Source organism: Allobosea sp. NPDC055332 (assembly GCF_053645455.1).
In genome coordinates, this window is sequence record NZ_JBSHMO010000002.1 from 1,191,110 (window position 1) to 1,212,463 (window position 21,354).

Genomic DNA, 21,354 nt, shown 5'->3' on the forward strand with positions numbered 1-21,354 from the left:
AGAAGCGCGCGACCGCCGGAGACCGATTCACCCTTCGCCCGCGTTGTTGTTGCCCATCCTTGCCATTGCAGGCCGGGAACGTCCTGAATCGGCGGGCGCGATGTTCTGAACGTTTCCGTTATTTTCTGAATGGGCCGCGCTTTGCCGCGCTTTATGGTAATCGGAGCCAGGTTTTGCCGTTCGGGGGCTAAGCTGCGGCGTGTTGCGGTTTTTGGGATTTGAGCTGGATCAGCAGCGGGCCGAACTGCGCGGGCCGGATGGCGCCCTCATCAGAATCCGGCTGAGAAGCCTCGAAATGCTGAAAGTCTTCGCCACCAATCCGGGGCGGGTTCTCAGCAAGCAGGAGCTGATGGAGGCAGTCTGGCCGGATATCCATGTCGGCGAGGACAGCCTGTTCCAGTCCATCCGCGAGCTTCGCACCGCGCTGGGCGACGAGCAGCGGCAGATCATCAAGCTGATGTCCGGCCGTGGCTATCTGTTCGCAGCCGCAGTGTCGGGCGGGGCGGATGCGGGCGCCACCGGAGATGCGCACCCGCTAATCGGAGTCGATACGAACGAACCGGCACCGCGCCGGCACGGTGTCAGCGTGCACCGCCGCGCCGCACTCGTCGCCATAGCCGGGCTCGGCATATCGGCCCTGGCAGCTGCGATATGGCGCCCCCGGCTCTTGACGGGTTCGCCCGCGACCGTCGCCGTGATGCCGATGACGGCAGCGACCGATGATCCGCTGGCCGCCCGGATGGCTGCGGGTGTCACCCGCGACCTGACCGATGGGCTGGCGAAGATCGAGACGATCCGCGTGATGCTTCCGTCCGGCGCAGCCAGAAGTGCTGATTACGTCGTCAGCAGTGAACTGGAGAACAGCGAGACCGCTTGGACCTTGCGCGCGCGCATGACCGAGGCGGCAACCGGCGCAGTCAAGTGGACAACGTCGCTATCCGTTGCTCGGGTAGACAGCGATGCGCAACTTCAGCAGACCCGCCTGACCGCCGGCATAGGCCACCCGCTGGCGCTGCGCCTCAACGCGCTGCTGAAAGCAGGCGAGCGTGCGGCCGAAGGCGCGCCGACCGGCACGGCCAGGGTCGCCATTGAACAGGCGACGGCCTCGATCAACCACACGACGCTGGAACGCTTTCGCGCCGCGCAGGCGATCCTGGAGAAAACGCTCGCCAACGATCCCGACAATGTCGACCTGCAAGTCGCGCTGGCGGCGTTCCAACTGCGCGGGGTTCAGATGGCCTGGTTCCCGACCGCCGAGCGCGAGACGCTCGAGAACAGCGTCGGCGCGATCATGGCCCGCGCGCTGCGCGCCCGGCCCGACTACATCCCGGTGCTGGAAACGCAGTGCCGGTTGCTGTCGGCGACCAACCAGTTCATCGAAAGCCTGGTGGCATGCGGCAAGGTGCGCGCCCACGATCCGTGGAACGGGATCGCGCTGTACCTCATCGGACTGTCCCAGATTTTCCTCGGCCGCTTCGACGACGCGCTCGCCTCGTTCAAGCAGGCAGACCGGTTCGATACCCCCCAGGTCGCACGCTGGACATGGGCGATCGGCACGGGCTGGACGTATCTTCTGATGGGGCGCACCGAGGAGGCCTTGCCCTGGCTGCAGCGATCGATCGCCATCACGCCAGCCAGCGGACGCACGCATATGCTGCTGGCGGCGGCCTATCAGGGATTGGGCCGGGCCGACGACGCCAGGGCGGCCATGGCGGCGGCGCTGGAGCTGCGGCCCGGTTCGACCGCGGTCAACGTCATGCCGCCGACCGAGAACAACAGCGCGGTTTTTCTCAAGGCATCCGAACGTGTCGTGAGCCTGATGGTCGCCGCCGGGTTGCCTGATAGCCCCGGGTAGATGTGACCGCGGCGACGGCGCGGGCAAACTCTGATCGTCGGATCAGCCCGCCTCTCGCTGTGCGTGGTCGAGCGGCCGTCGGCGCATCAAAGGCAGAACAGGGCACCGGCCGCGTTTTCGTAAGCCCTGAATCCGCTGGCCGGTATGATCGGCGCCAGGCGCGGGCTCCGCGCGCCAGCTCGAAAGCCGACATTTTGTCTGCCAGATCAGGCTCAGAAAAATGTCGAGGCAGTTTGCCAAGTCCAGGCAACGACCATTGCAAGTCCTCGATCCGTCGACGGTCGCTGACGCCGCCCGGGATCTCGGAAAGCCGATCCCCCCGGGGGACCGGCTTTCCGCGGAGCTCGCCGCTCAGACGGCGTCGCTGCCGCTCTTCACCCAGCCGTCGAAGGTCGCCTTGTTCTGGCTGATCCACTCCTCGGCCATGCGGTTGACGTTGGCGCTGCTCGCGCCGTTCTTGTTGATGCTGAATTCCCAGGCCGACCAGGTTGGCAGCGGGAACTTGATCTGCTCGATCAGCGCCTTGACCGCGGGGTTGGCGGCGACGAACTGCTTGTTGGCGACGGACGCCCAGTTCCAGGATGCCATCGCCATGCGGCAGGGATCGGCCCCGCCGGCACAGCCCTTGACGCCGGCGACCTGGGCCGAGCCGCGATTGGGCACGTTCGGCGGCAAAGCGTCCTCGGGCGTCGGCAGCCAGACGACGTCCTCGCCCGGGATCAGCGCGTTGTTCACCCAGGACGGGCTCCAGGCGTAGAAGAAGGCCGGCTCGCCGCGCTTCACGCGCGCCACCGCCTCGACCATCAGCGTCTCGTACTTGCCGCGCACCGAGCGCACCGTGTCCTTCAGGGCGAACTTGTCGAGCTGGAAATCGACGACGTCGCCGCAGCTCCAGCCGGGATCGCAATTGATCAGGTCGGCGCGCCCGTCCTTGCCGAACAGGGCGGCGAGCTTGGGATCCTTCATCTGGGCAAGGCTGGTGATGTTGTGTGCCGTCGCCGTCTTCTTGTCGATCAGGTAGCCGTTGACGCCGCCACCGACGATCATGCCGTTGCCGATGAGCTCGGCCTGCTTCTCGACGGCTCGGAAGGCCGGTTCGCGCTGGGGCATGTTGACGTCGGTCGCCAGATCGAGGTCGCCCTGCGCCGCGGCCTGGAAGAACAGCGTCGTGTTGAGTGTCGAGATCTTCACCTCATAGCCGAGCTCCTTCAGCGCCCGGCTGACGATCTGGGCGGTGACGTAATTGGCGCCGAGGCTGTCGCTCTGGGCGTAGCGCACGGTCTTGCCCTTGCCCGGCAGGGCTTGCGCGAAGGCGGCGCCTTGCAGCGTGGCGGCAGCGAGCGCCGCTGCGGCAAACGTCTTGACGAAGGTCTTGGCTGACAGGCTGATCATCGCGTTCTCCTCTTTGATTATCGCTTCTTGTTGTCCCCACCCGCCTGAATGGCGGGATGTCTTGCCCCGCTGGCTGCGGCGTCTATGCGCCCTGCCGGGAGGCCTCGCCCGGCGGCAGGGCGGCGATCTCCTCGCGCCGCCCGCCACGCAGGAAGCGCAGTGCGAGCTGGAACAGCGACGGGCGCTGGCCGCTCTTGGCCTCGGCGAGCTTCTGGGTGATCCGGTCCAGCATCATCGCCAGCAGCACGATGGCGATGCCGCCGACCGCGGCGCGGCCGACATCGAGCCGTCCGAGCCCCTGGAGCACGACGAGACCGAGGCCCTCGGCGCCGATCATCGCGACCACGACCGACATCACCATCGCGGTCAGCACGGTCTGGTTGAGGCCGCCGAGGATGGTCGGGATCGCGAGCGGCAGCTGGATTTCCCAGAGCAGCTGGCGCCGGTCCGCACCGAAGGCGAGGCCGGCCTCGACGATCTCGTGCTCGACCATGCGGATGCCGAGATTGGTGAAGCGGATCAGCGGCGGCGCGGCCGCCGTGACGACCGCGACTTCGCCTGGCACCGTCCCGACGCCGAAGAGCATCACCACCGGCACGAGATAAACGAAGGTCGGCGTCGTCTGCATGATGTCCAGGATCGGACGCACCACGTTCCAGACCCGGTCGCTGCGCGCGCAGAGAATGCCGATCGGAATGCCGATCACAGCGCAGAAGACGATGGCGGTCGCGATCAGCGACAGGGTCGTCATCGCCTCGGCCCAGACGCCGAGCATGGCGATCACGACCAGCGAGACGACGCTGAAGATCGCAACCCCCACACCGGCGCTGCGCCAGGCGATCAGGCCGATCAGCAGCAGCATCGCCGGGAACGGGATGGCGTGCAGCACCCAGTCGTTGAAGCCGAGCAGGCTCTCGACCGGCCATTTGATCGCCTGGAAGAGCGGGCGCAGGTTCAGCGCGAGCCAGCGCACCCCGTCCTGAATCCACTGGTCGACGGGGAAGACGGCGAGATCGTCTGCTTTGATCATGACTCGCGCTCCCGGGTCGGCAGGCTGGCGATGCGGGCGAGGATTTGCTCGGCGCCGAGCAGGCCGACGAGCCGGCCGGCATCGTCGATCACGCCGACGGCACGATCGGTGCGATAGCTGCGGGCGACATCGATGAGCTTGGCGGCCTCCGGCACGCAGATCGGGGCGGCCTGCCCGGCCGGCAGCGTCCCGGTCTCCTGCAGGCGGGCGATCTCGGCGCCGTCCAGCCCCGCGACGACCTGCTCCTGCTGATCGAGCAGGAAGCCACCCTCCGGTCCACCGACGACGATGCCGGCCGGCCCGCGCCAGAGCACCGCCGGCACCTTCATTACCGAGCGCGCGTCGAACAGGCGCGCCCGATCGACCTCGCGGGTAAAGGCCGCGACATAGTCGCTGCCCGGCTCGAGCACGATCGACTGCGGCGTGCCCTCGCGCACCAGCCGCCCCTCCGACATGATCGCGATGCGGGTGCCGAGCTTCAGCGCCTCCTGGAAATCATGGGTGATGAACAGGATGGTCTTGTTGAGCGTGCGCTGCAGGCGCAGCAGCTCGTCCTGCATCTCGGTGCGGATCAGCGGATCGAGCGCGCTGAAGGCCTCGTCCATGATCAGGATGTCGGCATCGGTCGCCAGAGCCCGCGCCAGGCCGACGCGCTGGCGCATGCCGCCCGAAAGTTCGTGCGGCAGATGGTAGCCCCAGCGCCCGAGCCCGACGACCGAGAGCACCTCCTCGGCGCGGCGGCGGCGCTCGGCCGGCGCGACGCCGCGCAGCTTCAGACCGAACTCGACATTGTCGATGACGCGCTTGTTCGGCAGCAGCGCGAAATGCTGGAACACCATCGAGATGCGCGTGCGCCTGACCTCGCGCAGCGCCTTCTCGTCGAGCGGCACCAGGTCCTGCCCGTCGAGCAGGATGCGGCCGGCGCTGGGTTCGTTCAGCCGATTGATGCAGCGCGCCAGGGTGGATTTGCCCGAGCCCGACAGTCCCATCACCATGTACATGGCGCCCGAGGGCACGGCGAGCGAGACATCGTCCAGGCCGACGACATGGCCGAGCGTCTCGAAGACGCTGTCCTTGGTGCCGCCCTTGCGCAGGATCTGCAGGGCAGGTGCCGGATCCTTGGCGAAAACCTTGTAGAGGTTCTCGATACGCAGCCTCTCGCTCACTGCAATCCTCCTCATGTGATCGTGCGGGGCGGCGATCGCGCCTTGTCACCCGCGCATGCTGCGCTCAGCGCAGCGGCGAAAAATCCGTCGGCAGCAGAATGCGGTTCTCGGCCTGCTCGATGTTCTCGGCCAGCTTGGGCAGGAAGGCCTGCCAGCGCGGATCGTCGGCAAGCTGCTGGCGCCGCACGCGGCGGTCTTCGAGGTCGGCATAGGCCCATAGATGCGTTACCTGGCTCAGCACCCCGATCTCGGTGGTGAAGTAGCCGACGAGCTGCCCGAGGATCGGCTGCTGGATGGCGAGCCCCTCCTCGCGCACGAGCTGGAGATAGCGGCCCATCCGTCCGTTGCGGATGCGGTAGATGCGTTCCTCGACGATCACGCCGCGTCCTCCATGAGAAACTCGCCCATCAGCGCCGCGACGCGATCGGGCGCCTCGTTCAGCAGGGAATGGCGCAATCCCGGCAGGATATGCAGGCGCGAGCCGGCAATGCGCTCATGCATGAAGCGCGACATGCGTGGGTTCGAGCCCTGGTCATGTTCGCCCGTCGCGATCAGCGCCGGGATCCGGATCTGGTCGATCAGCCCGCCGAAATCGGTCTCGGCCAGGACGCGGTAGGCGGCGGCATAGCAATCGGGATCGTTCTCGGCGTTGCGCCGCCGCAGCTCCGCAATCAGTTCGGGATTGCGTTCCTGGAACTCCTCGGTCAGCCAGCGCGACAGCGAGGCGTCGTAATGCGAGCCGCGATCGCCGGCCTTGAGGGCTGCGAGCCTGGTGAGCACACGCTCGCGCTCCTCGGGCGTCCGGCCGGATACGGTCGAGAGCAGTACGAGCCGCCGCAGCCGCTCGGGATGCGTGAGTGCGAGGCGCTGCGCGATCAGCCCGCCGAGCGAGAAACCCGCGAGATCGAAGCTGGCGAAACCGACGTGATCGGCGAGGCCGAGCACGTCCCCGGTGAAGTCGTCGATCTCGTAGCGTCCCCTCACCCGTTCCGAATGGCCATGGCCGCGCAGATCGAAGCTCAGCATGCGGAAGCGGTCGGAGAGCCGCGCGATCACCCCGTCCCAGGCCTCGCGATAGGAGCCGACGCCGTGGACCAGAACGAGCGGCCGAGGCCCCTGGCCGCTCAGCCGGTAGTTGAGCGCGACACCGTCGCGGACGAAGGTTCCGGCGATACCCGGCTCGGTGACTGGCGCGGAAAGGCCTGCCATCTCAGTCAGGCTCCAGCGGCGGCGAAGCGAGGCTTCGCTGCGTCGCGCCCGCGGGCGGCGAAATGCGGCATCACCTCGTCGATGAACAGCCGGAGCGTCTTCATCTGCAGTTCGAAAGGCAGGTTGTAGGACAGGCCGAGGCAGAACTGGTCGACGCCGGCGGCCTCATAGACCTCGAGCTTCGGGATCACCTCGTCGGGCGTGCCGAAGACGAGGTTGTCGCGGATCGCGCGCGGATCGTAATTGCCGCGATTGGCGACGGTCTCGAACGGCACCGCTTCGGGGAAGCCGTTGGTCACCGCGCCGATATTCTGCATCAGGTTCTCGAAATAGCGGCCGTAGTCGACGCTGTAGCGGACGATCTGCTCCCAATCCTGCGAGCGCTCGTAGACGCAGGAGCGGCGCTGCATCATGAATTTCGGCCGCGGGCGCTCGGGGTGGTCGGCGCAGGCCTTGCGGAACTTCTCGGCGAGAACGCCGATCTCGGCGACAGGCGCTGACAGCGGCGTCGAGAGGATGCTGGCGCCGATGCCGACCGCCCAGTCGAAGGTGCCGGGATCGCGCGCCGCCACCCAGATGCGCGGATGCGGGTTCTGCAGCGGCTTCGGCACGGAGGTGGCGAGCGGAAACTGCCAGTACTGGCCCTCATGCGCATAGTCGCCGGCCCAGAGCTTCTGCACGGCCGGCACGAGCTCCTTCATATAGGCGACGCCCTCCTGCTGAGGCATGCCGCCGGCCATGCGGTCGAACTCGTACTGATAAGCGCCCCGTGCGATGCCGAATTCGAGGCGGCCGCCGGTGAGGTGGTCGCAGAGCGCCGCCTCGCCGGCCAGCCGGATCGGCGACCAGTAGGGCGCCACCAGCGTCGCTGTGCCGAGCCGGATGCGATCGGTATGCTGGGCGAGCCAGGTCAGCGTCTGGAAGGGATTGGGCGAGATCGTGCATTCGATCGTGTGGTGCTCGGCCGTCCACAGCGTCTCGAAGCCGCCTTCATCCGCGACGCGGGCGAGCGCCAGCATCTGGGACATGGCGTCCTGCATCGACGCCTCTGGCGAGAAACGCTCCAGATTGATCGAGAGTGCGAACTTCATGGATGCCTCCGTGGAGCAGCGGGACGGCGCGTCAGCGCAGCCGGATGACGAACGGGTCCTGCATGGCGCCCGAGTAGTCGATGACGACGTTCTTCAGCCGCGAGAATTCGCGCATGACCTCGAAGCCGCCGCGGCGGCCGTAGCCGCTCTTTTTCGTGCCGCCATTGGCGGACATGAAGGCGGCCGAGCGGTAGGTGTTGATCCAGACCGTGCCGGCCTCGACATTGCGGGCGAAGCGCATCGCCCGGTCGATGTCGCGCGTCCAGATGCCGGAGGCGAGGCCGTATTCGGTGTCGTTGGCCAGCGCGATCATCTCTTCCTCGCTGGAGAAGGGCACGACTCCGACCACTGGCCCGAAGATCTCGTGGCGCATGAAGCTCATCTGGTTGTTCGCTTCGGCCAGCACCGTCGGCTCGTAGTACCAGCCGCGCGCCAAGGCCTCGTCCTGCGGCTTGCGCCCGCCGACGGCGACCCGCGCGCCCTCGCGCACGCCGGAGCCGACGAAGTGCTCGACCTTTTCGAGCTGCGCCGCCAGCGCCAGCGGCCCGATATCGGTGTCCTCGGCCATCGGATGCCCGACCTTGACCCGCCTGGTGCGTTCGACTAGCGCCTCGACGAAGCGCTGGTAGACCGGTGCCTCGACGAAGCAGCGCGAGCCGGCGACGCAGGTCTGGCCGGCCGCGGCAAAGATGCCGGAGACGACGCCGTTAACGGCGCGCTCGATGTCGACGTCGGAGAAGACGACGTGGGGCGACTTGCCGCCGAGCTCCATCTGGCAGGGCACGAGGTTGCCGGCGGCATTGCCGGCGATCTTGCGGCCGGTCTCGGTCGAGCCGGTGAAGACGTATTTGGCGATGCCGGGATGGCGCGTCAGCGCATCGCCCGTGGTCGCGCCGTCACCGGTGACGACGTTGACGACACCGGCCGGGATGCCGGCCTCGATGACCAGTTCCGCCAGCGCCAGGGCCGAGGCTGTCGCGTGCTCGGACGGCTTGACCACGATCGTATTGCCGATGGCGAGGCACGGCGCCAGCGTGCCGGTCAGCATCATCAGCGGCGAGTTCCACGGGATGATCATCCCGACCACGCCGATCGGCTCGCGCAGGTTGAAGTTCAGCGTATCGAGCTTGTTGACCGGGATCGTGTCGCCTTGGAGCTTGTCGGCCATGCCGGCGAAGTAGCCGTAGGAATCCGGGATCGCCCGCATCTGGGCGCGCATTTCCTTGATCAGCTTGCCGTTGTCGCGGCATTCGAGCTGGGCGAGCTCCTCGGCATGGGCGAGCACCAGCTCGCCGAGCTTGCGCACCAGCTTGCCGCGATCGGTCTGCGTCAGCCGGCGCCAGGCCGGGTTCAGCAATGCCGCCTTCGCCGAGCGCACCGCCGCATCGACATCGTCGGCATCGCCCAGCGCGAACTCATACCAGGGCTCGGCCGTGGTCGGGTCGTAGCTCGACGCATAGACGCCCCCTTGCGGCGCGACGAAGGCGCCGTCGATGAAATGCCCGATGCGCGAGCCCTGCAGGGTCTGGACCGTCGTCTTCATGCCGCGCCACCGCGCTCCCATTGTTGCGGGACCCCGTCCCAGGGCTGGGTGTCCTCGACCATCGCGAAGCGCCCGCCATCATGGGAATCGACGTAGATGCCGAAGCGCCGCCGGCTGCTTTCGCTGACATAGCGGCGCAGCATCGTGCGGGTTTCGCGGGTGAGGATCTGCTCGTAGGGCAGTTCGTCGAAGCCGAAGAAGCGCACCCCCTCCGGCAGCGCCAGGCCAGCGGCATCGCCCGCGAGCCGCGCCCGGTAAACCAGATGACCGGGATCACCGTCGGCGATGTCGAAGACCGAGTAGAGGAAGGTCGTCTCGGGCAGTAGCGGCAGCCCTTCGCCGCCGGGCACGGGCAGCCGGCCATCGACGATCCGGCGCGCGGCATGGGGCAGCGCCCAGCCGCCATCCTCGTTGCGGCAGAGCAGCAGCTTTCCGTCGCTCTCGACCAGGTAGTTGACGATCATGCTGCTGGAAGCGAGCCAGCCGGGCGGTAGCGGGTCCTTCACGGCCGCATAGCGTCCGCGGCAGAAGGCCAGCGGGGCGGATGGGCTCGTGCCGAAGGCCCTGACCCGGCCGATCAGGATGAGGTGGTCACCAGCCTCGACACGGTTGTGCACCGTGCAATCGAACCAGCTCATGCAATCGGCCAGCACCGGCACGCCGGTATGGACACTGTCATGCGGCGTGTCGGTGAACTTGTCCGTCGCCTTCGAGGCGAACAGGCTGGAGACCGGCTTCTGGCCTTCATGGAGCAGGTTGACGGCAAAGGCCTGCCCTTCCGCGAAGGCGGGATAGCTCGAGGCGCCCTTGCCGACGCAGACCAAGAGCAGCGGCGGGTCGAGCGAGACCGAGGTGAAGGAGTTCGCCGTCATCCCCCGCGGCCGGCCCTCGGCATCGCGGGTGGTGATCACGGTGACGCCGGTCGGGAAGGTGCCGAAGGCCCGGCGCAACGCGACGGGATCGATCGAAACCGGCTCCTGGGGGGCTGTCGCCAGCATGGCTGGTCCTCCGATGGCATGCGCCACTTCGGAGACAAGGCTATGAAGGCGGCCGCCAGCGCGCTTCCTATGAAAGCGCGGAATAGTCGCTGAAATTTTCCGCGATTCCGCTCAGGCCTCGGGAGCGGCTCCCTCGATCAGGCCGTGCATCTTGAGCGCCAGTTCCAGAGCAAAGCGCGTATCGGGCGGCTCGGGATCGATCCCGAACAGCTCCTGGATCCGCGTCAACCGGTAGCGCAGCGTGGTGACGTGCAGGGCCATGGCATCGGCGCAGGCCTGGCTGCGGCAGCCATGGCGCAGATAGGTGGTGAGCGTGTCGAGATAGGGCGTGCCGTGCTCCCGGTCATGGGTCGCGACGCGGCCGATGCTGCCATCGACGAACCGGCGCACCTCGGCCGCATCGGCCGCGCCGATCAGCATCGGCAACGGCCCGAAATCGAGCGCCGACAGCACGCCGGTCCGCTTGAAGCCGCGGGCGATGCGCACCATGCGCCAGATCCGCTCCCACTCGCCGGCATAGTCGTCGAGCTCCTGGCACAGCCCGCCGATCACCACGATCGGCTCGCCCTGCAGGTCGTGGCGCAGGACGTCGGTTATGCGCTTGGCAAAGCGGTCGGACGCGTCGCGCTTCGGCCCCTCCGGCTCGGGCTCGAGGCAGACGAGCCCGGCACCGACCGCGACGATGTGGCAGCTCAGGCCGAGCTGGCTGGCGAGGCGCGCGACGCTCTGATGCGCCTGCTGCGTACGGTCGCGCTCACCATGGCCGGCGGCAGGTAGATCCACCACCATCATCCGCAGCGGTCGCGAGAGCGAGACGCCGAGATGGCGCGCCCGGCGCAGGATGTCGTCGGGATCGCGCCAGCGCCGCTCGACGATCTCGAAGAAGAGCTCCGTCAGCGTCCGGGTCTCGAAGCGGAAGCGGATCACGCTGCGCATCATCTGGACGCTCAAGGCGAATTTCGCGCTGTCGATTGTCAGTCGCCTGAGATCGCCACCCTGCTCTTCGCCGAACAGCACGAGCGCACCGACCTTCTCAGCCTCGACGGCGAGCGGCTCGATCGCTGCCGCAAGCCGCAGCGCCCGCCCGCCATGGGCGATCGGCAGCTCGATCCTGTCTGCCTCCTCGCGGGCAACGCCCTGCCGGAGCTGCGCGATCAGCCGGTCGGCCTCGCCCTCGGCGAGCAGCTTGCGCCAGGCGGTAGTGTCGAGCATGTCCGGCACAGGGGAGGCGTTGGCAACGAGTGTGTTGGCGGAAAAATCGATCACCAGCACCGCGCATTGCAGGAATTCGCCGAGCCGTTCCGCCAAGGCCTCGATCGAGCCTCCGGCCAGCACCTCCTGCAGCAGGTCGCTTTGCGCCACCAGTGCGTGGCGCAAATCCTCGGCAACGCCCCGTGCGGCCCGCAGGCGATGCTCGCGCTCGACCGCGATGGTCCCGAGATGTGCGATCATCGCCATGAAGGCGAGATCTTCGGAAGGCACGGGCTTCAAGGCCCGGGAGACCAGGCTGAGCACCATCGGACGTCCCTCTGCATCGGCGCTGCCGAGCGGCAGGACGATCACCGAGCGATAGTCGCGCTCGAACGCCTCGCGCCGATAGCCGGGGAAGTCCTCGGACGTCCTGGCGTCCTCGATATAGACCGGCTCGCCCGACCGCAAAGCGAGCAGCGCTGGGCTCGTCGCGAGCTCCCAGCGATCCTCGAGGCGCCGGCGCAGCAAGGTGGGATCGTGCCGGGCGACCACATTGGCATGGCCATGCGTCAGATCGACCGCCATGATCGAGCCCATGCTCCAGCCGCCATGCTCGCAGGCGACCTTGACCAGATCAAGCAGCAGCCGATCGAGATCGGAGCCGGAATTGATCCGGCTGGCGACATCGCGCAGCGAGGCGATCTGAGAAACCGGGTCGAGCATCACGTCTGATCCTGACTGGCAATCTTCGCAGGCTCGCAGCATCCTCCCGCCGGTTCTTCCTAGCAACCGGAGGAAGACATGCGCACAGCCGCGACTAGCTTTGCCTGCGTCGACACTTCAAACGCCGGAGGCGAGCATGGATATCGGGCTGCGCAAGATCGCGACCTTCACGGAAGAGACCATGCTCGAAGGCGGCAAGGCTGCCCCCCGGCCGGTCACCATGGTGGTCGTCGCCGCCGTGGTGAAGAACCCCTGGGCCGGCCAGGGCTTCGTCGAGAACCTGCGGCCGGAAATCCTGCGGATCGCGCGCCCGCTCGGCCAGGAGATGACGCGTAGGCTCGTGGCAGCGATGCCGGGAGAGCGCGTCGAAGCCTATGGCAAGGCAGCGATCGTCGGCATCAGCGGCGAGATCGAGCATGCCTCCGCTTTGATTCACACGCTGCGCTTCGGCAACGTCTTCCGTGAGGCGGTCTCCGGGACCGCCTTCCTGAGCTTCACCAATACCCGCACCGCTCCTGGCGCCTTGATCTTCCTACCGATGATCCACAAAAGCGAGACCGGCAAGCGCTCGCACTTCATCACCGCGACCTTCCAGATCGCCGACGCGCCGGGACCCGACGAAATCATGGTCGCGATCGGCGCCTCAGATAGCGGCCGCCTCCATCCGCGCATCGCCGATCGCTTCGAGGACATGAAGGACATGGATAGCGAGAAGGCGGCAGGCGAGACGGTGCCTGCATAAGCGGGAGCGTGCGCGCTCCGGTCTGCGGGCCGATTGATGCCGGCGACACAAGGGCTGGCCCATAAACCGGCACCGACCGCCTTCGCCGATCGGCAGCCGCGGAGGTACCGCCGGCCATCGAACCGGTCAGCCGGGAAGTCGGCATGCGGGATGTCGGCAAAGGGCCAGCCCGGACTGGCCGCAAACCGCTATGAGTTGCGCGAAACCAGACGTTCCCAGCGTTGGCTATGGGCCAAGAGCACACGCCAGCTCGTATAGCGTAATGACGGTGGGGCTCCGTCGCCCGCGCTCGAGGTCGCTAATGTCCTGCTGGCTGAAGCCAGGGCGCCGATGCCTCAGACCTCAGCGCGACATCCACGCCAGCGGCCACATCACGATCTGCGGGAAGATCACGAGCAGTGCGAGCACAATGGTCTGGGCGATCATGAACGGCATGACGCCCTTGATCACGCCCGTCATCGGGACCTTCGCCACGCCGCAGACGACGTTGAGAACGGTTCCGACCGGCGGGGTCACCAGGCCGATCGCGTTGTTCATGATGAACAGCACGCCGAAATAGACCGGATCAATGCCCGCCTGCTTCACGACCGGCATCAGCACCGGGGTCATGATCAGCACCGTCGGGGTGAAGTCGAGCGCGGTGCCGACGATCAGCACCAGCAGCATCAGCACCGCCGTCAGCAGCATCTTGTTGCCCATGAAGGGCTCGACCATCTGCGCGAGCTGCTGGGGGATGTTGGCGGTGGTGATCAGCCAGGCGGAGACGCCGGCGGCGGCGACCAGGAACATGATCACGGCCGTGGTCTCGGCGGCGCGGTACATCAGTGCGAACAGGTCGGGGATCTTGATCTCCCGATAGATCACTACGCCGACGAAGAGCGAATAGGCAGCGGCGATGACCGCAGCCTCGGTCGGCGTGAACAGGCCGAATTTGAGACCGCCGATAATGACGATCGGCAGCACCAGCGCCCACAGCGCGTTGCGCGTCTCGGTGAGCCGCTCGGCCATGTTGCGCCTGGGTTCCACGCGCGGATTGTCGCGCTTGATGCTCCAGCGCCAGGCCAGCATGATCGCGACGCCCATCAGGACGCCGGGCACGATGCCGGCGATGAAGAGCTTAGTGATCGAGACGCCACCGGTGACGCCGAAGATGATCATGCCGATCGAGGGCGGGATGACCGGCGCGATGATGCCACCGCAGGCGATCAGGCCGCAGGAGCGATTGATGTTGTAGCCGGCGTTCCGCATCAGCGGGATCAGCACCGAAGCCAGCGCCGCCGTGTCGGCGACGGCCGAGCCGGAAAGCGAGGCCATTATCACCGCTGCGACCACGGCGACATAGCCGAGGCCGCCGCGGATATGGCCGATCCAGGCCATCGCCATGGTGATGATCCGGCGGGTCATGCCGCCGGCGTTCATCAGCTCGCCGGCGAGCATGAAGAAGGGCACGGCGAGCAGCGGGAAGCTGTTGGCGCCGTCCCACATGTTCTGGATGACGATCTGGGGATCGGTGATGCCCATGGAGAGCATCATCACGAGGCCGCAGCCGATCAGTGCGAAGGCGACCGGCATGCCGAGCGCCATCAGCCCCAGCAGCGAGGCGATGAAGACGAAGACGATCACGACCTGGCTCCTCCGGCGGTGTTCGCCTTGACGTCACGCGCAGCCTCGAGGCCCTCTGCGAGGCCTTCCTCGTGCACGTCGATGAGTTCGTCGTCCCCGACCTCGCCGCGGGCCAGGCGGATCAGGTTGGACAGGCAGATCAGGGCAATGGCGGCGCCGGTGACGTAGCTGACGCCATAGACCCAGAGCATGCTGATCTGGGCGACGGGCGAAGCATTGCCGGCGATGATGTCGTGCTGCAGCCAGGTGCCGTAGAAGATGAACAGAGCGCAGATCAACATGACGACCTGGCTGATCGCCCAGCAGACCTTGCGCCCGAGGACCGGCAGCGCCTGCACCACCATGTCGACGCCGAGATGGCTGCGCCGGTGCAGGCCGATGATGCCGCCGAGGAAGGTCATCCAGACGAAGGCGAAGCGCGGCATCTCCTCCGACAGGTCGATGCCAGTGTTGAAGAACAGCCGCAGCACCACGTTGCCGAAGACCATGACCAGCATCACGGCCATGCAGGCCACCAGGATGATCTCGATCAGCCGGTAAAACCAACTGACCCCGGTTGCGAGCAGAGTGCCCATCGATCCCCTCGTGGTGCGTGCGGAGAGTTCGGCCGGCTCGCCGCGAGCCGGCCATCTGCGTGCGCCTGCCTTACTTGGCGGCGCGCGCCTTCTCGATCTCGGCGGTGAAGCCGTCGACGAACTGCTCGCCGATCTGGCTCTTGAACTTGTCGACGACCGGCTTGACCTTGGCCTGGACCTTGCGCAGATCCTCGGACGAGACCTGATCGACCGTCACGCCGGCTTCCTTGAACTTGCCGATGACGTCGCGGTCGCCCTCATCGAGGAGCTTGCGCTGCAACAGCCCGGCCTCGACCGCGGCCTTCTGGATGCCGGCCTTGTCGGCGGCTGACAGCGTGTCCCAGAACTTCTTCGAGGCGACCAGCGCGACCGGCGTGTAGACGTGGTTGGTGATGGAGATGTACTTCTGCACCTCCTGCATCTTGTTCGACCACATGTGCAGGAGCGGGTTCTCCTGCCCGTCGAGCGCCTTCACCTCGAGCGCGGTGAACACCTCTGAGAACGCCATCGGCACGGCGTTGGCGCCGATCGACTTCCAGGTGTCGAGTGCGACGGGATTGGCCATCACGCGCAGCTTGAGGCCGGAGACGTCCTCGGCCGTCTTCACCGCGCGACGGCTGTTCGACAGGTTGCGGAAGCCCATGCCGGTCCAGGTCAGGCCGACCAGCCCGCTCGGCTCGATCTTCTCGAAGATCGACTTCACCGAGGCGCCGTCGAGGACCGCATAGACCTCCTTCTCGTTCTGGAAGAGGAAGGGCAGATCCCAGACCTGCACCTCCTTCACCCTTGTCGAGAGCGGCGCAAGCGTGCCGATATAGAACTCCTGCGTGCCGGCCTGCACCGCCTGGAGCTGCTTCTCGTCACTGCCGAGCATGGCAGAGTGGAAGGCCTGCACCTTCACATTGCCATTGGTGTAGGTGCCGGCGAGTTCCGTGAACTTGTTCACGGCGGTGGCCTGCGGATGGGTGTCCGGCATGGCGTGGCCGATCTTGGCCTTGACCTCGGCCAGAACCGCGGTCGAGCTCAGCAAAGTCGTCGCCAGCAGCGCGGCGATCGCCGAACGCCGCGAAGTCGAATGGATCATGACTGCCTCCCTGTTTCTTTCGTTGACGAGCACGCGCCAGCGGCCCGGCGGCAAAGCCGGGCAGCGTCTCATTTCCGCTGCTTCCTGATCTCGGCGTAGAAGTCGCTGACGAAGGCGGCGCCGATCACCTCGGAATTCTTCGCGATCACCGGCTCGATCGCCTTGCGGATGGCGTCGAGCTCGGCCGGCGGCATCTCGACCGCGGCCATGCCCTTGGCCTTGAGCTCGTTCAGGACCTCGCCGGCCTCGCGCAGTTCGACGTCCCTCTGGAAGGCGCGTGTCGTTTCCGCGGCGGACTGGATCGCGGCCTGCTGCTGCGGCGTCAGCGAGGTCCAGAACCGCTTCGAGGCGAGCAGGGCCACCGGCGTGTAGACGTGGTTGGTGACCGTCAGGTGCTTTTGCACCTCGAACATCTTGTTGGCGTACATGTCGACGAAGGGGTGCTCGTAGCCGTCGAGCGCCTTCGTCTCCAGCGCCGTATAGACCTCGGTGAAGGCCATCGGCACGGCGTTCATGCCCATGGCGTTGAAGCTCGCCAGCGCCATCGGGCTCTGCATGACGCGGACCTTGAGGCCCTTCATGTCGGCGAGCGAGGCGATCGGCCGCTTGCTGTTCGAGAGGTTGCGGAAAGCGCCGCCGGACCAGGCCAGCCCCTGCAGGTTCATGTCGGCGAGGTTGTCGAGCAGGCGACGGCCGGCCGGCCCGTCCAGCACCGCTGCCGCCTCGGCGTCGCTCGCGAACAGGAACGGGAAGTCGAAGATCTGGAGTTCTTTCTTGCGCGCAGCGATCGGCGAGAGCGCGCCCATGTAGAAATCGATCGTGCCCGACTGGGTGGCGATCAGCATCTTCTCCTCGGAGCCGAGCGCCGCATTGCCGAAGACCTCGACCTTGACGCTGCCATTGGTCGCCTTGGCGACCTCCTCGGCGAAGCGCTTCATCGCTGTGGCACGCGGGTGGGCATCGGCGAAGGAGTGGCCGAGCTTGGCGGTCTTCACATCCTGGGCCGAAACCGGCGCGACATGAGCCGCGGCGACGATTGCTCCGGCGGCGAGGCCGGCGAACACGGTCCGACGCGTCTGGTTGAGCATGGAGACCTCCCGTGGGGCGCGCTTGATGTCGCTCTGCTGGCGGCGCCGATTAGTCCCCATAACGCTGCGGATGTCAGGTTGTCAAACAACTGACAGCATGACATTGTAAGGCAACATCGGGAAACGCCATGCAGCTGTCATCGATCGGATCCAGGCCCAATCTCGCCAGCGACGCCGCCGCCGCTTTGGCGAAGTCGATCAGGACCGGCGCGCTGCAGCCGGGCGCGCGATTGCCTTCCGAGACCGAGCTGGCGCGCCAGCTCGGCGTCAGCCGGCCGGTGGTACGCGAGGCCATCGCTTTTCTGCGAGCCGACGGCATCGTCGAAAGCCGGCGCGGCCTCGGTCTGTTCGTCAACCAGCAGGATTCGCTACGCCTGCGGCGGGCCGAGATCGAAGCGTCGGAACAGTCGATCCTGCAGTTCCTCGAATTTCGTCTCGGCATGGAAGTCGAGGCGGCGCAGCTTGCCTCCCTGCGCCATACGCCTGAGGATCTGGCACGGATGGAAGCGGCCGACGCTGCCCTCAACGCGGCCGACGATCTCGGCGAGGAAAGCGCCCAGCACGATCTGGCGCTGCACCTTGCCATCGCCGCAGCTGCCCAGAACCCGCTGTTCCTGAACGTATTGCAGTTCGTCTCGAGCCCGCTGCTCAATTCGATCCAGAGCATGCGCAACAAGGATCGGGGCGAAGCGTCGAATATCGCGATCCGCCGCGCCGACCATGCCGCGATCCTCGACCGCATCCGCGCACGCGATCCGGCCGGGGCCGGAGAAGCGATGCGCAAGCATATCGGCGAATCCTATCGCCGCTACGCCTCGCAGATCACCACGGGCGGCCCGCCGCCGGTCCATCCCGCGCTTCAGGCGATAGCGCCCCAGGAACGCTGAACGTGAACAAGCTTTTCGATCTTTCCGGGCGCACCGCGCTCGTGACCGGCTCGTCGCGCGGGCTCGGCTGCGCCATGGCCGAAGGGCTCGCTGCTGCGGGCGCTACGATCATCCTCAATGGTGCTGACCAGGGCCGGCTCGATGAAGCGGTCACCGCCCTGACGGCCGCCGGCCATAGCGCGCGCGGCCTGCGTTTCGACGTGACCGACGAGACGGCCGTCGTCGCCGCATTCGAGGCACTGGATGCTGAAGGCGTTGCGGTCGACATCCTCGTCAACAATGCCGGCATCCAGTTTCGCAAGCCGATGCTCGAACTCGCGACGGCCGATTGGCAGCGCGTGATCGACACCAACCTGACCAGCGCCTTCGTCACCGGCCGCGAGGCGGCCCGGCGCATGGCCAGGCGCGGCCACGGCAAGGTCATCAATATCGGCTCACTGACCAGCGAGCTCGCCCGCGCCACCGTGGCGCCCTACACGGTGGCGAAGGGCGGTATCAAGCTGCTGACCAAGGCGATGGCGGCCGAATGGGGCGAGCTCGGCATCCAGGCCAATGCGATCGGCCCCGGCTACATGCTCACCGACATGAACCAGGCGCTGATCGACAACCCGGCCTTCGACGCCTGGGTGAAGGGCCGCACGCCGGCCCGGCGCTGGGGCCGGCCGGACGAGCTCGTCGGCACCTGCGTCTACCTCGCCTCCTCTGCCTCCGACTATGTCAGCGGCCAGATCATCTATGTCGATGGCGGCATGATCTCGGTGCTGTAAGCCGCCCGGCTGTCCGATCACGAGGGCCGGCGCGCCGATCGCGCCGCCGCCTGCAAGAAGAGAATTCAGGGAAAACGCCATGAAGATCACCGCCATCGAGACGATGCGGACCGAGGAGTTCGCCAACGTCCTGTGGGTACGCGTCCACACCGATGCCGGCATCATCGGCCTCGGCGAGACCTTCTATGGCGCCGGAGCGGTCGAGTCGCATCTGCACGACACGCTGTCGATGCGCCTGCTCGGCAAGAATCCGCTGCATATCGAGGCGCTGCATCGCGAGATGTCGAACCTGCCGATGGCGCAGGCCTCGACCGGTGTCGAGTCGCGCGCGACCTCGGCCGTCGACATCGCGCTCTGGGACATCTTCGGCAAGGTCTGCGGCCAGCCGGTGCACCAGATGCTCGGCGGTCTCTGCCGCGACAGGCAGCGCATCTATAACACCTGCGCCGGCTACAAATATGTGCGCTCGCACAACATCAAACCTGTCTCGACCTGGAATCTCGGCGAATCCGCAGGCCCTTACGAGGATCTCGACGGCTTCATGAACCGCGCCGACGCCGTCGCCGAAAGCCTGCTCGAAAGCGGCATCACCGCCATGAAGATCTGGCCATTCGATCCGCCCGCCATCGAGAACCAGGGAGTCCACATCACGCCGGCGCAGATGAAGAAGGCGATCGAGCCCTTCGAGAAGATCCGCAAGGCCGTCGGCGATAAGATGGAGATCATGGTCGAGTTCCACTCGCTCTGGAACCTGCCGACCGCGATCAAGATCGCCCGCGCGCTCGAGCCCTACAGCCCGACCTGGTACGAAGATCCGATCCGGATGAACTCGCCGCAGGCGCTCGCCGAGTATGCGCGCTCGACCACCGTCTCGGTCTGCGCCAGCGAGACGCTGGGCTCGCGCTTCCCCTACAAGGACATGCTCGACCGGGATGCCATGCACATCGTCATGGCCGACCTGTGCTGGACCGGCGGCCTGACCGAAGGCCGCAAGATCGCGGCGATGGCCGAGACCTATCACCGGCCCTTCGCGCCGCATGACTGCATCGGCCCTGTAGGCTTCATCGCGGCGATCCACGCCTCGTTCAGCCAACCCAACACGCTGATCCAGGAATCCGTCCGAGCCTTCTACACCGGCTGGTACAAGGAGCTCGTCACCGAGATGCCGGTGTTCGAGAACGGCTATGTGCTGCCGATGGAAGGCCCGGGGCTCGGCGTCGAATTGCTGCCCGCCGTGTTCGAGCGCTCCGACCTGACCGTCCGCCGCTCGACGCTCTGAGCCCCATCCCGGCCGGGGCGCCAAGCCTGGCCGGCCTCGCAACTGCGACATCGGATCAGTTCATGCGTATCATCTTCCACGGCGAGAACGCCGCGTCCTTCAGCCGGGATTTCAGGGAGCTCGTCGGCGGCGAGGCCAACATCCGGGTTCTGCCGGATGCCCTGAGCGACGAGGCCGACCGGCGCGCCTATGCCGGGGCGGACGTCATCGTCGGCGTCAAGTTCGACGGCACGCTCCCCAGGCCTGATGGCCTCAAGCTCTTTCACGTCCCCGGCGCCGGCTACGACGCGGTCGACCTCGCTGCGCTACCGGCCGGTACGAACGTCTGCAACTGCTTCGGCCATGAGCAGGCGATCGCCGAATACGTGATGAGCGCGCTGCTGGCCCGCCATGTTCCGCTGGTCGATGCCGACCGGCGGCTGCGCCAGGGCGACTGGGCCTATTGGGCCGGCGCGCCGGACCGTGTTCATGGCGAGATCGCCGGCAAAACGATCGGCCTGCTCGGTTTCGGCCATATCGGCAAGGCGATCGCCCGGCGGGCCAAGGCCTTCGAGATGCAGGTCCATGTCGCCAACCGCAGCCCGGTCGCGACCTCCGACTTGGTCGATCAGGCCTTCACGCTCGACCGGCTCGACGAATTCTGGGGCTCGGCCGATGCGATCGTCGTCTCGCTGCCGCTGACCTTGGACACGAAAGGCCTCGTCGCAGAAGCCGCCTTCGCGGCGATGCGGCCGGACGCCGTGATCTTCAATGTCGGCCGCGGCCCGATCATCGACGAAACGGCGCTCTATGCGGCGCTGCAGCAGAGCCGGATCGGCGGTGCCGTGATCGACACCTGGTATCGCTATCCAGGCTCGGCCGACGCCAACCCGCTGCCGGCGAGCCTGCCCTTCCACGAACTGCCGAACATCGTGATGACGCCGCACATGTCCGGCTGGACCGGCGGCACGATCCGGCGCCGCCAGCAGACCATCGCCGACAATATCCGCCGCAGCGCAGCAGGCGAGCCGCTCGTCAATCTCGTCAGGGCCGCACAGGCCTGAACCCTCTCCAGCAGCCGGCCGCACGAAGCCGGAAACAACGAAGGCGGGCACGCCGCCAACCAGGGAAA

At 66.8% G+C, this 21,354-nt stretch carries 19 protein-coding genes and 1 pseudogene; 6 read left to right on the plus strand and 14 right to left on the minus strand.

Annotation, left to right across the window (positions count from 1 at the left end):
• The first annotated feature begins 199 nt into the window (after positions 1–199).
• Positions 200–1,855 carry a tetratricopeptide repeat protein gene (locus ACWIGM_RS14320; protein WP_454026590.1) on the plus strand — a complete coding sequence of 552 codons (1,656 nt, stop codon included), beginning with the start codon at positions 200–202 and terminating at the stop codon, positions 1,853–1,855.
• Positions 1,856–2,206: 351 nt separating this feature from the next.
• Here the strand turns inward: ACWIGM_RS14320 and proX are convergent, their stop codons facing one another.
• The 9 genes from proX to ACWIGM_RS14365 form a co-directional block, all read right to left on the minus strand.
• On the minus strand, positions 2,207–3,247 hold the full coding sequence (gene proX / locus ACWIGM_RS14325; RefSeq protein ID WP_454026591.1) for a glycine betaine/L-proline ABC transporter substrate-binding protein ProX: 1,041 nt from the start codon (positions 3,245–3,247) through the stop codon (positions 2,207–2,209).
• An 82-nt stretch (positions 3,248–3,329) separates the two neighbouring features.
• A complete protein-coding gene (locus ACWIGM_RS14330) occupies positions 3,330–4,277 on the minus strand; it encodes an ABC transporter permease (protein WP_454026592.1) in 948 nt (315 codons plus the stop codon).
• Positions 4,274–5,443, minus strand: a complete 1,170-nt coding sequence (locus ACWIGM_RS14335) for a quaternary amine ABC transporter ATP-binding protein (protein ID WP_454026593.1) — start codon at positions 5,441–5,443, stop codon at positions 4,274–4,276. The genes ACWIGM_RS14330 and ACWIGM_RS14335 overlap by 4 nt, the downstream gene beginning before the upstream one ends.
• Before the next feature lie 64 nt (positions 5,444–5,507).
• Positions 5,508–5,822 carry an NIPSNAP family protein gene (locus tag ACWIGM_RS14340; protein ID WP_454026594.1) on the minus strand — a complete coding sequence of 105 codons (315 nt, stop codon included), beginning with the start codon at positions 5,820–5,822 and terminating at the stop codon, positions 5,508–5,510.
• Complete coding sequence (locus tag ACWIGM_RS14345) at positions 5,819–6,652, minus strand: alpha/beta fold hydrolase (protein ID WP_454026595.1); 834 nt, start codon at positions 6,650–6,652, stop codon at positions 5,819–5,821. Before ACWIGM_RS14345 ends, ACWIGM_RS14340 begins: the two co-directional genes overlap by 4 nt.
• A gap of 5 nt (positions 6,653–6,657) precedes the next feature.
• Positions 6,658–7,743, minus strand: coding sequence for an LLM class flavin-dependent oxidoreductase (locus tag ACWIGM_RS14350; RefSeq protein ID WP_454026596.1), 1,086 nt, complete (start codon positions 7,741–7,743; stop codon positions 6,658–6,660).
• Between the two features lie 31 nt (positions 7,744–7,774).
• Positions 7,775–9,286, minus strand: a complete 1,512-nt coding sequence (locus tag ACWIGM_RS14355) for an aldehyde dehydrogenase (protein ID WP_454026597.1) — start codon at positions 9,284–9,286, stop codon at positions 7,775–7,777.
• The gene (locus tag ACWIGM_RS14360; protein WP_454026598.1) at positions 9,283–10,284 is read right to left on the minus strand and encodes a flavin reductase; all 1,002 of its coding nucleotides are present in this window, start codon (positions 10,282–10,284) and stop codon (positions 9,283–9,285) included. Before ACWIGM_RS14360 ends, ACWIGM_RS14355 begins: the two co-directional genes overlap by 4 nt.
• 111 nt (positions 10,285–10,395) lie before the next feature.
• Positions 10,396–12,198, minus strand: a complete 1,803-nt coding sequence (locus ACWIGM_RS14365) for a helix-turn-helix domain-containing protein (protein WP_454026599.1) — start codon at positions 12,196–12,198, stop codon at positions 10,396–10,398.
• Positions 12,199–12,334: 136 nt separating this feature from the next.
• Here ACWIGM_RS14365 and ACWIGM_RS14370 point away from each other — a divergent pair, with 136 nt between their 5' ends.
• Entirely contained in the window at positions 12,335–12,940 is a 606-nt protein-coding gene (locus ACWIGM_RS14370) for an amino acid synthesis family protein (RefSeq protein WP_454026600.1), read from the plus strand.
• Between the two features lie 225 nt (positions 12,941–13,165).
• On the opposite strand, the pseudogene ACWIGM_RS14375 reads toward ACWIGM_RS14370, so the two are convergent.
• The 5 genes and pseudogenes from ACWIGM_RS14375 to ACWIGM_RS14395 all read right to left on the minus strand — a co-directional run.
• A pseudogene (locus ACWIGM_RS14375) lies at positions 13,166–13,267 on the minus strand (helix-turn-helix domain-containing protein); the annotation flags it as partial.
• A gap of 15 nt (positions 13,268–13,282) precedes the next feature.
• A complete protein-coding gene (locus tag ACWIGM_RS14380; RefSeq protein WP_454026601.1) occupies positions 13,283–14,563 on the minus strand; it encodes a TRAP transporter large permease in 1,281 nt (426 codons plus the stop codon).
• Positions 14,560–15,138: a TRAP transporter small permease gene (locus ACWIGM_RS14385; RefSeq protein ID WP_454026602.1), complete on the minus strand. Its 579-nt coding sequence runs from the start codon at positions 15,136–15,138 to the stop codon at positions 14,560–14,562. The genes ACWIGM_RS14380 and ACWIGM_RS14385 overlap by 4 nt, the downstream gene beginning before the upstream one ends.
• A 70-nt stretch (positions 15,139–15,208) precedes the next feature.
• Positions 15,209–16,222 carry a TRAP transporter substrate-binding protein gene (locus ACWIGM_RS14390; protein WP_454026603.1) on the minus strand — a complete coding sequence of 338 codons (1,014 nt, stop codon included), beginning with the start codon at positions 16,220–16,222 and terminating at the stop codon, positions 15,209–15,211.
• Positions 16,223–16,290: 68 nt separating this feature from the next.
• Positions 16,291–17,310, minus strand: a complete 1,020-nt coding sequence (locus ACWIGM_RS14395; RefSeq protein ID WP_454026604.1) for a DctP family TRAP transporter solute-binding subunit — start codon at positions 17,308–17,310, stop codon at positions 16,291–16,293.
• Between the two features lie 128 nt (positions 17,311–17,438).
• On the opposite strand from ACWIGM_RS14395, the gene ACWIGM_RS14400 reads away from it, so the two are divergent.
• The 4 genes from ACWIGM_RS14400 (at position 17,439) to ACWIGM_RS14415 (ending at position 21,286) form a co-directional block, all read left to right on the plus strand.
• Positions 17,439–18,197: a FadR/GntR family transcriptional regulator gene (locus ACWIGM_RS14400; protein WP_454026605.1), complete on the plus strand. Its 759-nt coding sequence runs from the start codon at positions 17,439–17,441 to the stop codon at positions 18,195–18,197.
• 2 nt (positions 18,198–18,199) lie between these two features.
• Complete coding sequence (locus ACWIGM_RS14405; RefSeq protein WP_454026606.1) at positions 18,200–18,964, plus strand: SDR family oxidoreductase; 765 nt, start codon at positions 18,200–18,202, stop codon at positions 18,962–18,964.
• Between the two features lie 79 nt (positions 18,965–19,043).
• Complete coding sequence (locus ACWIGM_RS14410; protein ID WP_454026607.1) at positions 19,044–20,243, plus strand: mandelate racemase/muconate lactonizing enzyme family protein; 1,200 nt, start codon at positions 19,044–19,046, stop codon at positions 20,241–20,243.
• A 62-nt stretch (positions 20,244–20,305) separates the two neighbouring features.
• Positions 20,306–21,286: a 2-hydroxyacid dehydrogenase gene (locus ACWIGM_RS14415; protein WP_454026608.1), complete on the plus strand. Its 981-nt coding sequence runs from the start codon at positions 20,306–20,308 to the stop codon at positions 21,284–21,286.
• Positions 21,287–21,354: the final 68 nt, after the last annotated feature.

Coding starts and splice junctions, on each gene's coding strand:
- proX (WP_454026591.1), bottom strand. CDS start 3,247: ATGATCAGCCTGTCAGCCAAGACCTTCGTCAAGACGTTTGCCGCAGCG.
- ACWIGM_RS14330 (WP_454026592.1), bottom strand. CDS start 4,277: ATGATCAAAGCAGACGATCTCGCCGTCTTCCCCGTCGACCAGTGGATT.
- ACWIGM_RS14345 (WP_454026595.1), bottom strand. CDS start 6,652: ATGGCAGGCCTTTCCGCGCCAGTCACCGAGCCGGGTATCGCCGGAACC.
- ACWIGM_RS14350 (WP_454026596.1), bottom strand. CDS start 7,743: ATGAAGTTCGCACTCTCGATCAATCTGGAGCGTTTCTCGCCAGAGGCG.
- ACWIGM_RS14355 (WP_454026597.1), bottom strand. CDS start 9,286: ATGAAGACGACGGTCCAGACCCTGCAGGGCTCGCGCATCGGGCATTTC.
- ACWIGM_RS14360 (WP_454026598.1), bottom strand. CDS start 10,284: ATGCTGGCGACAGCCCCCCAGGAGCCGGTTTCGATCGATCCCGTCGCG.
- ACWIGM_RS14365 (WP_454026599.1), bottom strand. CDS start 12,198: ATGCTCGACCCGGTTTCTCAGATCGCCTCGCTGCGCGATGTCGCCAGC.
- ACWIGM_RS14370 (WP_454026600.1), top strand. CDS start 12,335: ATGGATATCGGGCTGCGCAAGATCGCGACCTTCACGGAAGAGACCATG.
- ACWIGM_RS14385 (WP_454026602.1), bottom strand. CDS start 15,138: ATGGGCACTCTGCTCGCAACCGGGGTCAGTTGGTTTTACCGGCTGATC.
- ACWIGM_RS14390 (WP_454026603.1), bottom strand. CDS start 16,222: ATGATCCATTCGACTTCGCGGCGTTCGGCGATCGCCGCGCTGCTGGCG.
- ACWIGM_RS14395 (WP_454026604.1), bottom strand. CDS start 17,310: ATGCTCAACCAGACGCGTCGGACCGTGTTCGCCGGCCTCGCCGCCGGA.
- ACWIGM_RS14400 (WP_454026605.1), top strand. CDS start 17,439: ATGCAGCTGTCATCGATCGGATCCAGGCCCAATCTCGCCAGCGACGCC.
- ACWIGM_RS14410 (WP_454026607.1), top strand. CDS start 19,044: ATGAAGATCACCGCCATCGAGACGATGCGGACCGAGGAGTTCGCCAAC.
- ACWIGM_RS14415 (WP_454026608.1), top strand. CDS start 20,306: ATGCGTATCATCTTCCACGGCGAGAACGCCGCGTCCTTCAGCCGGGAT.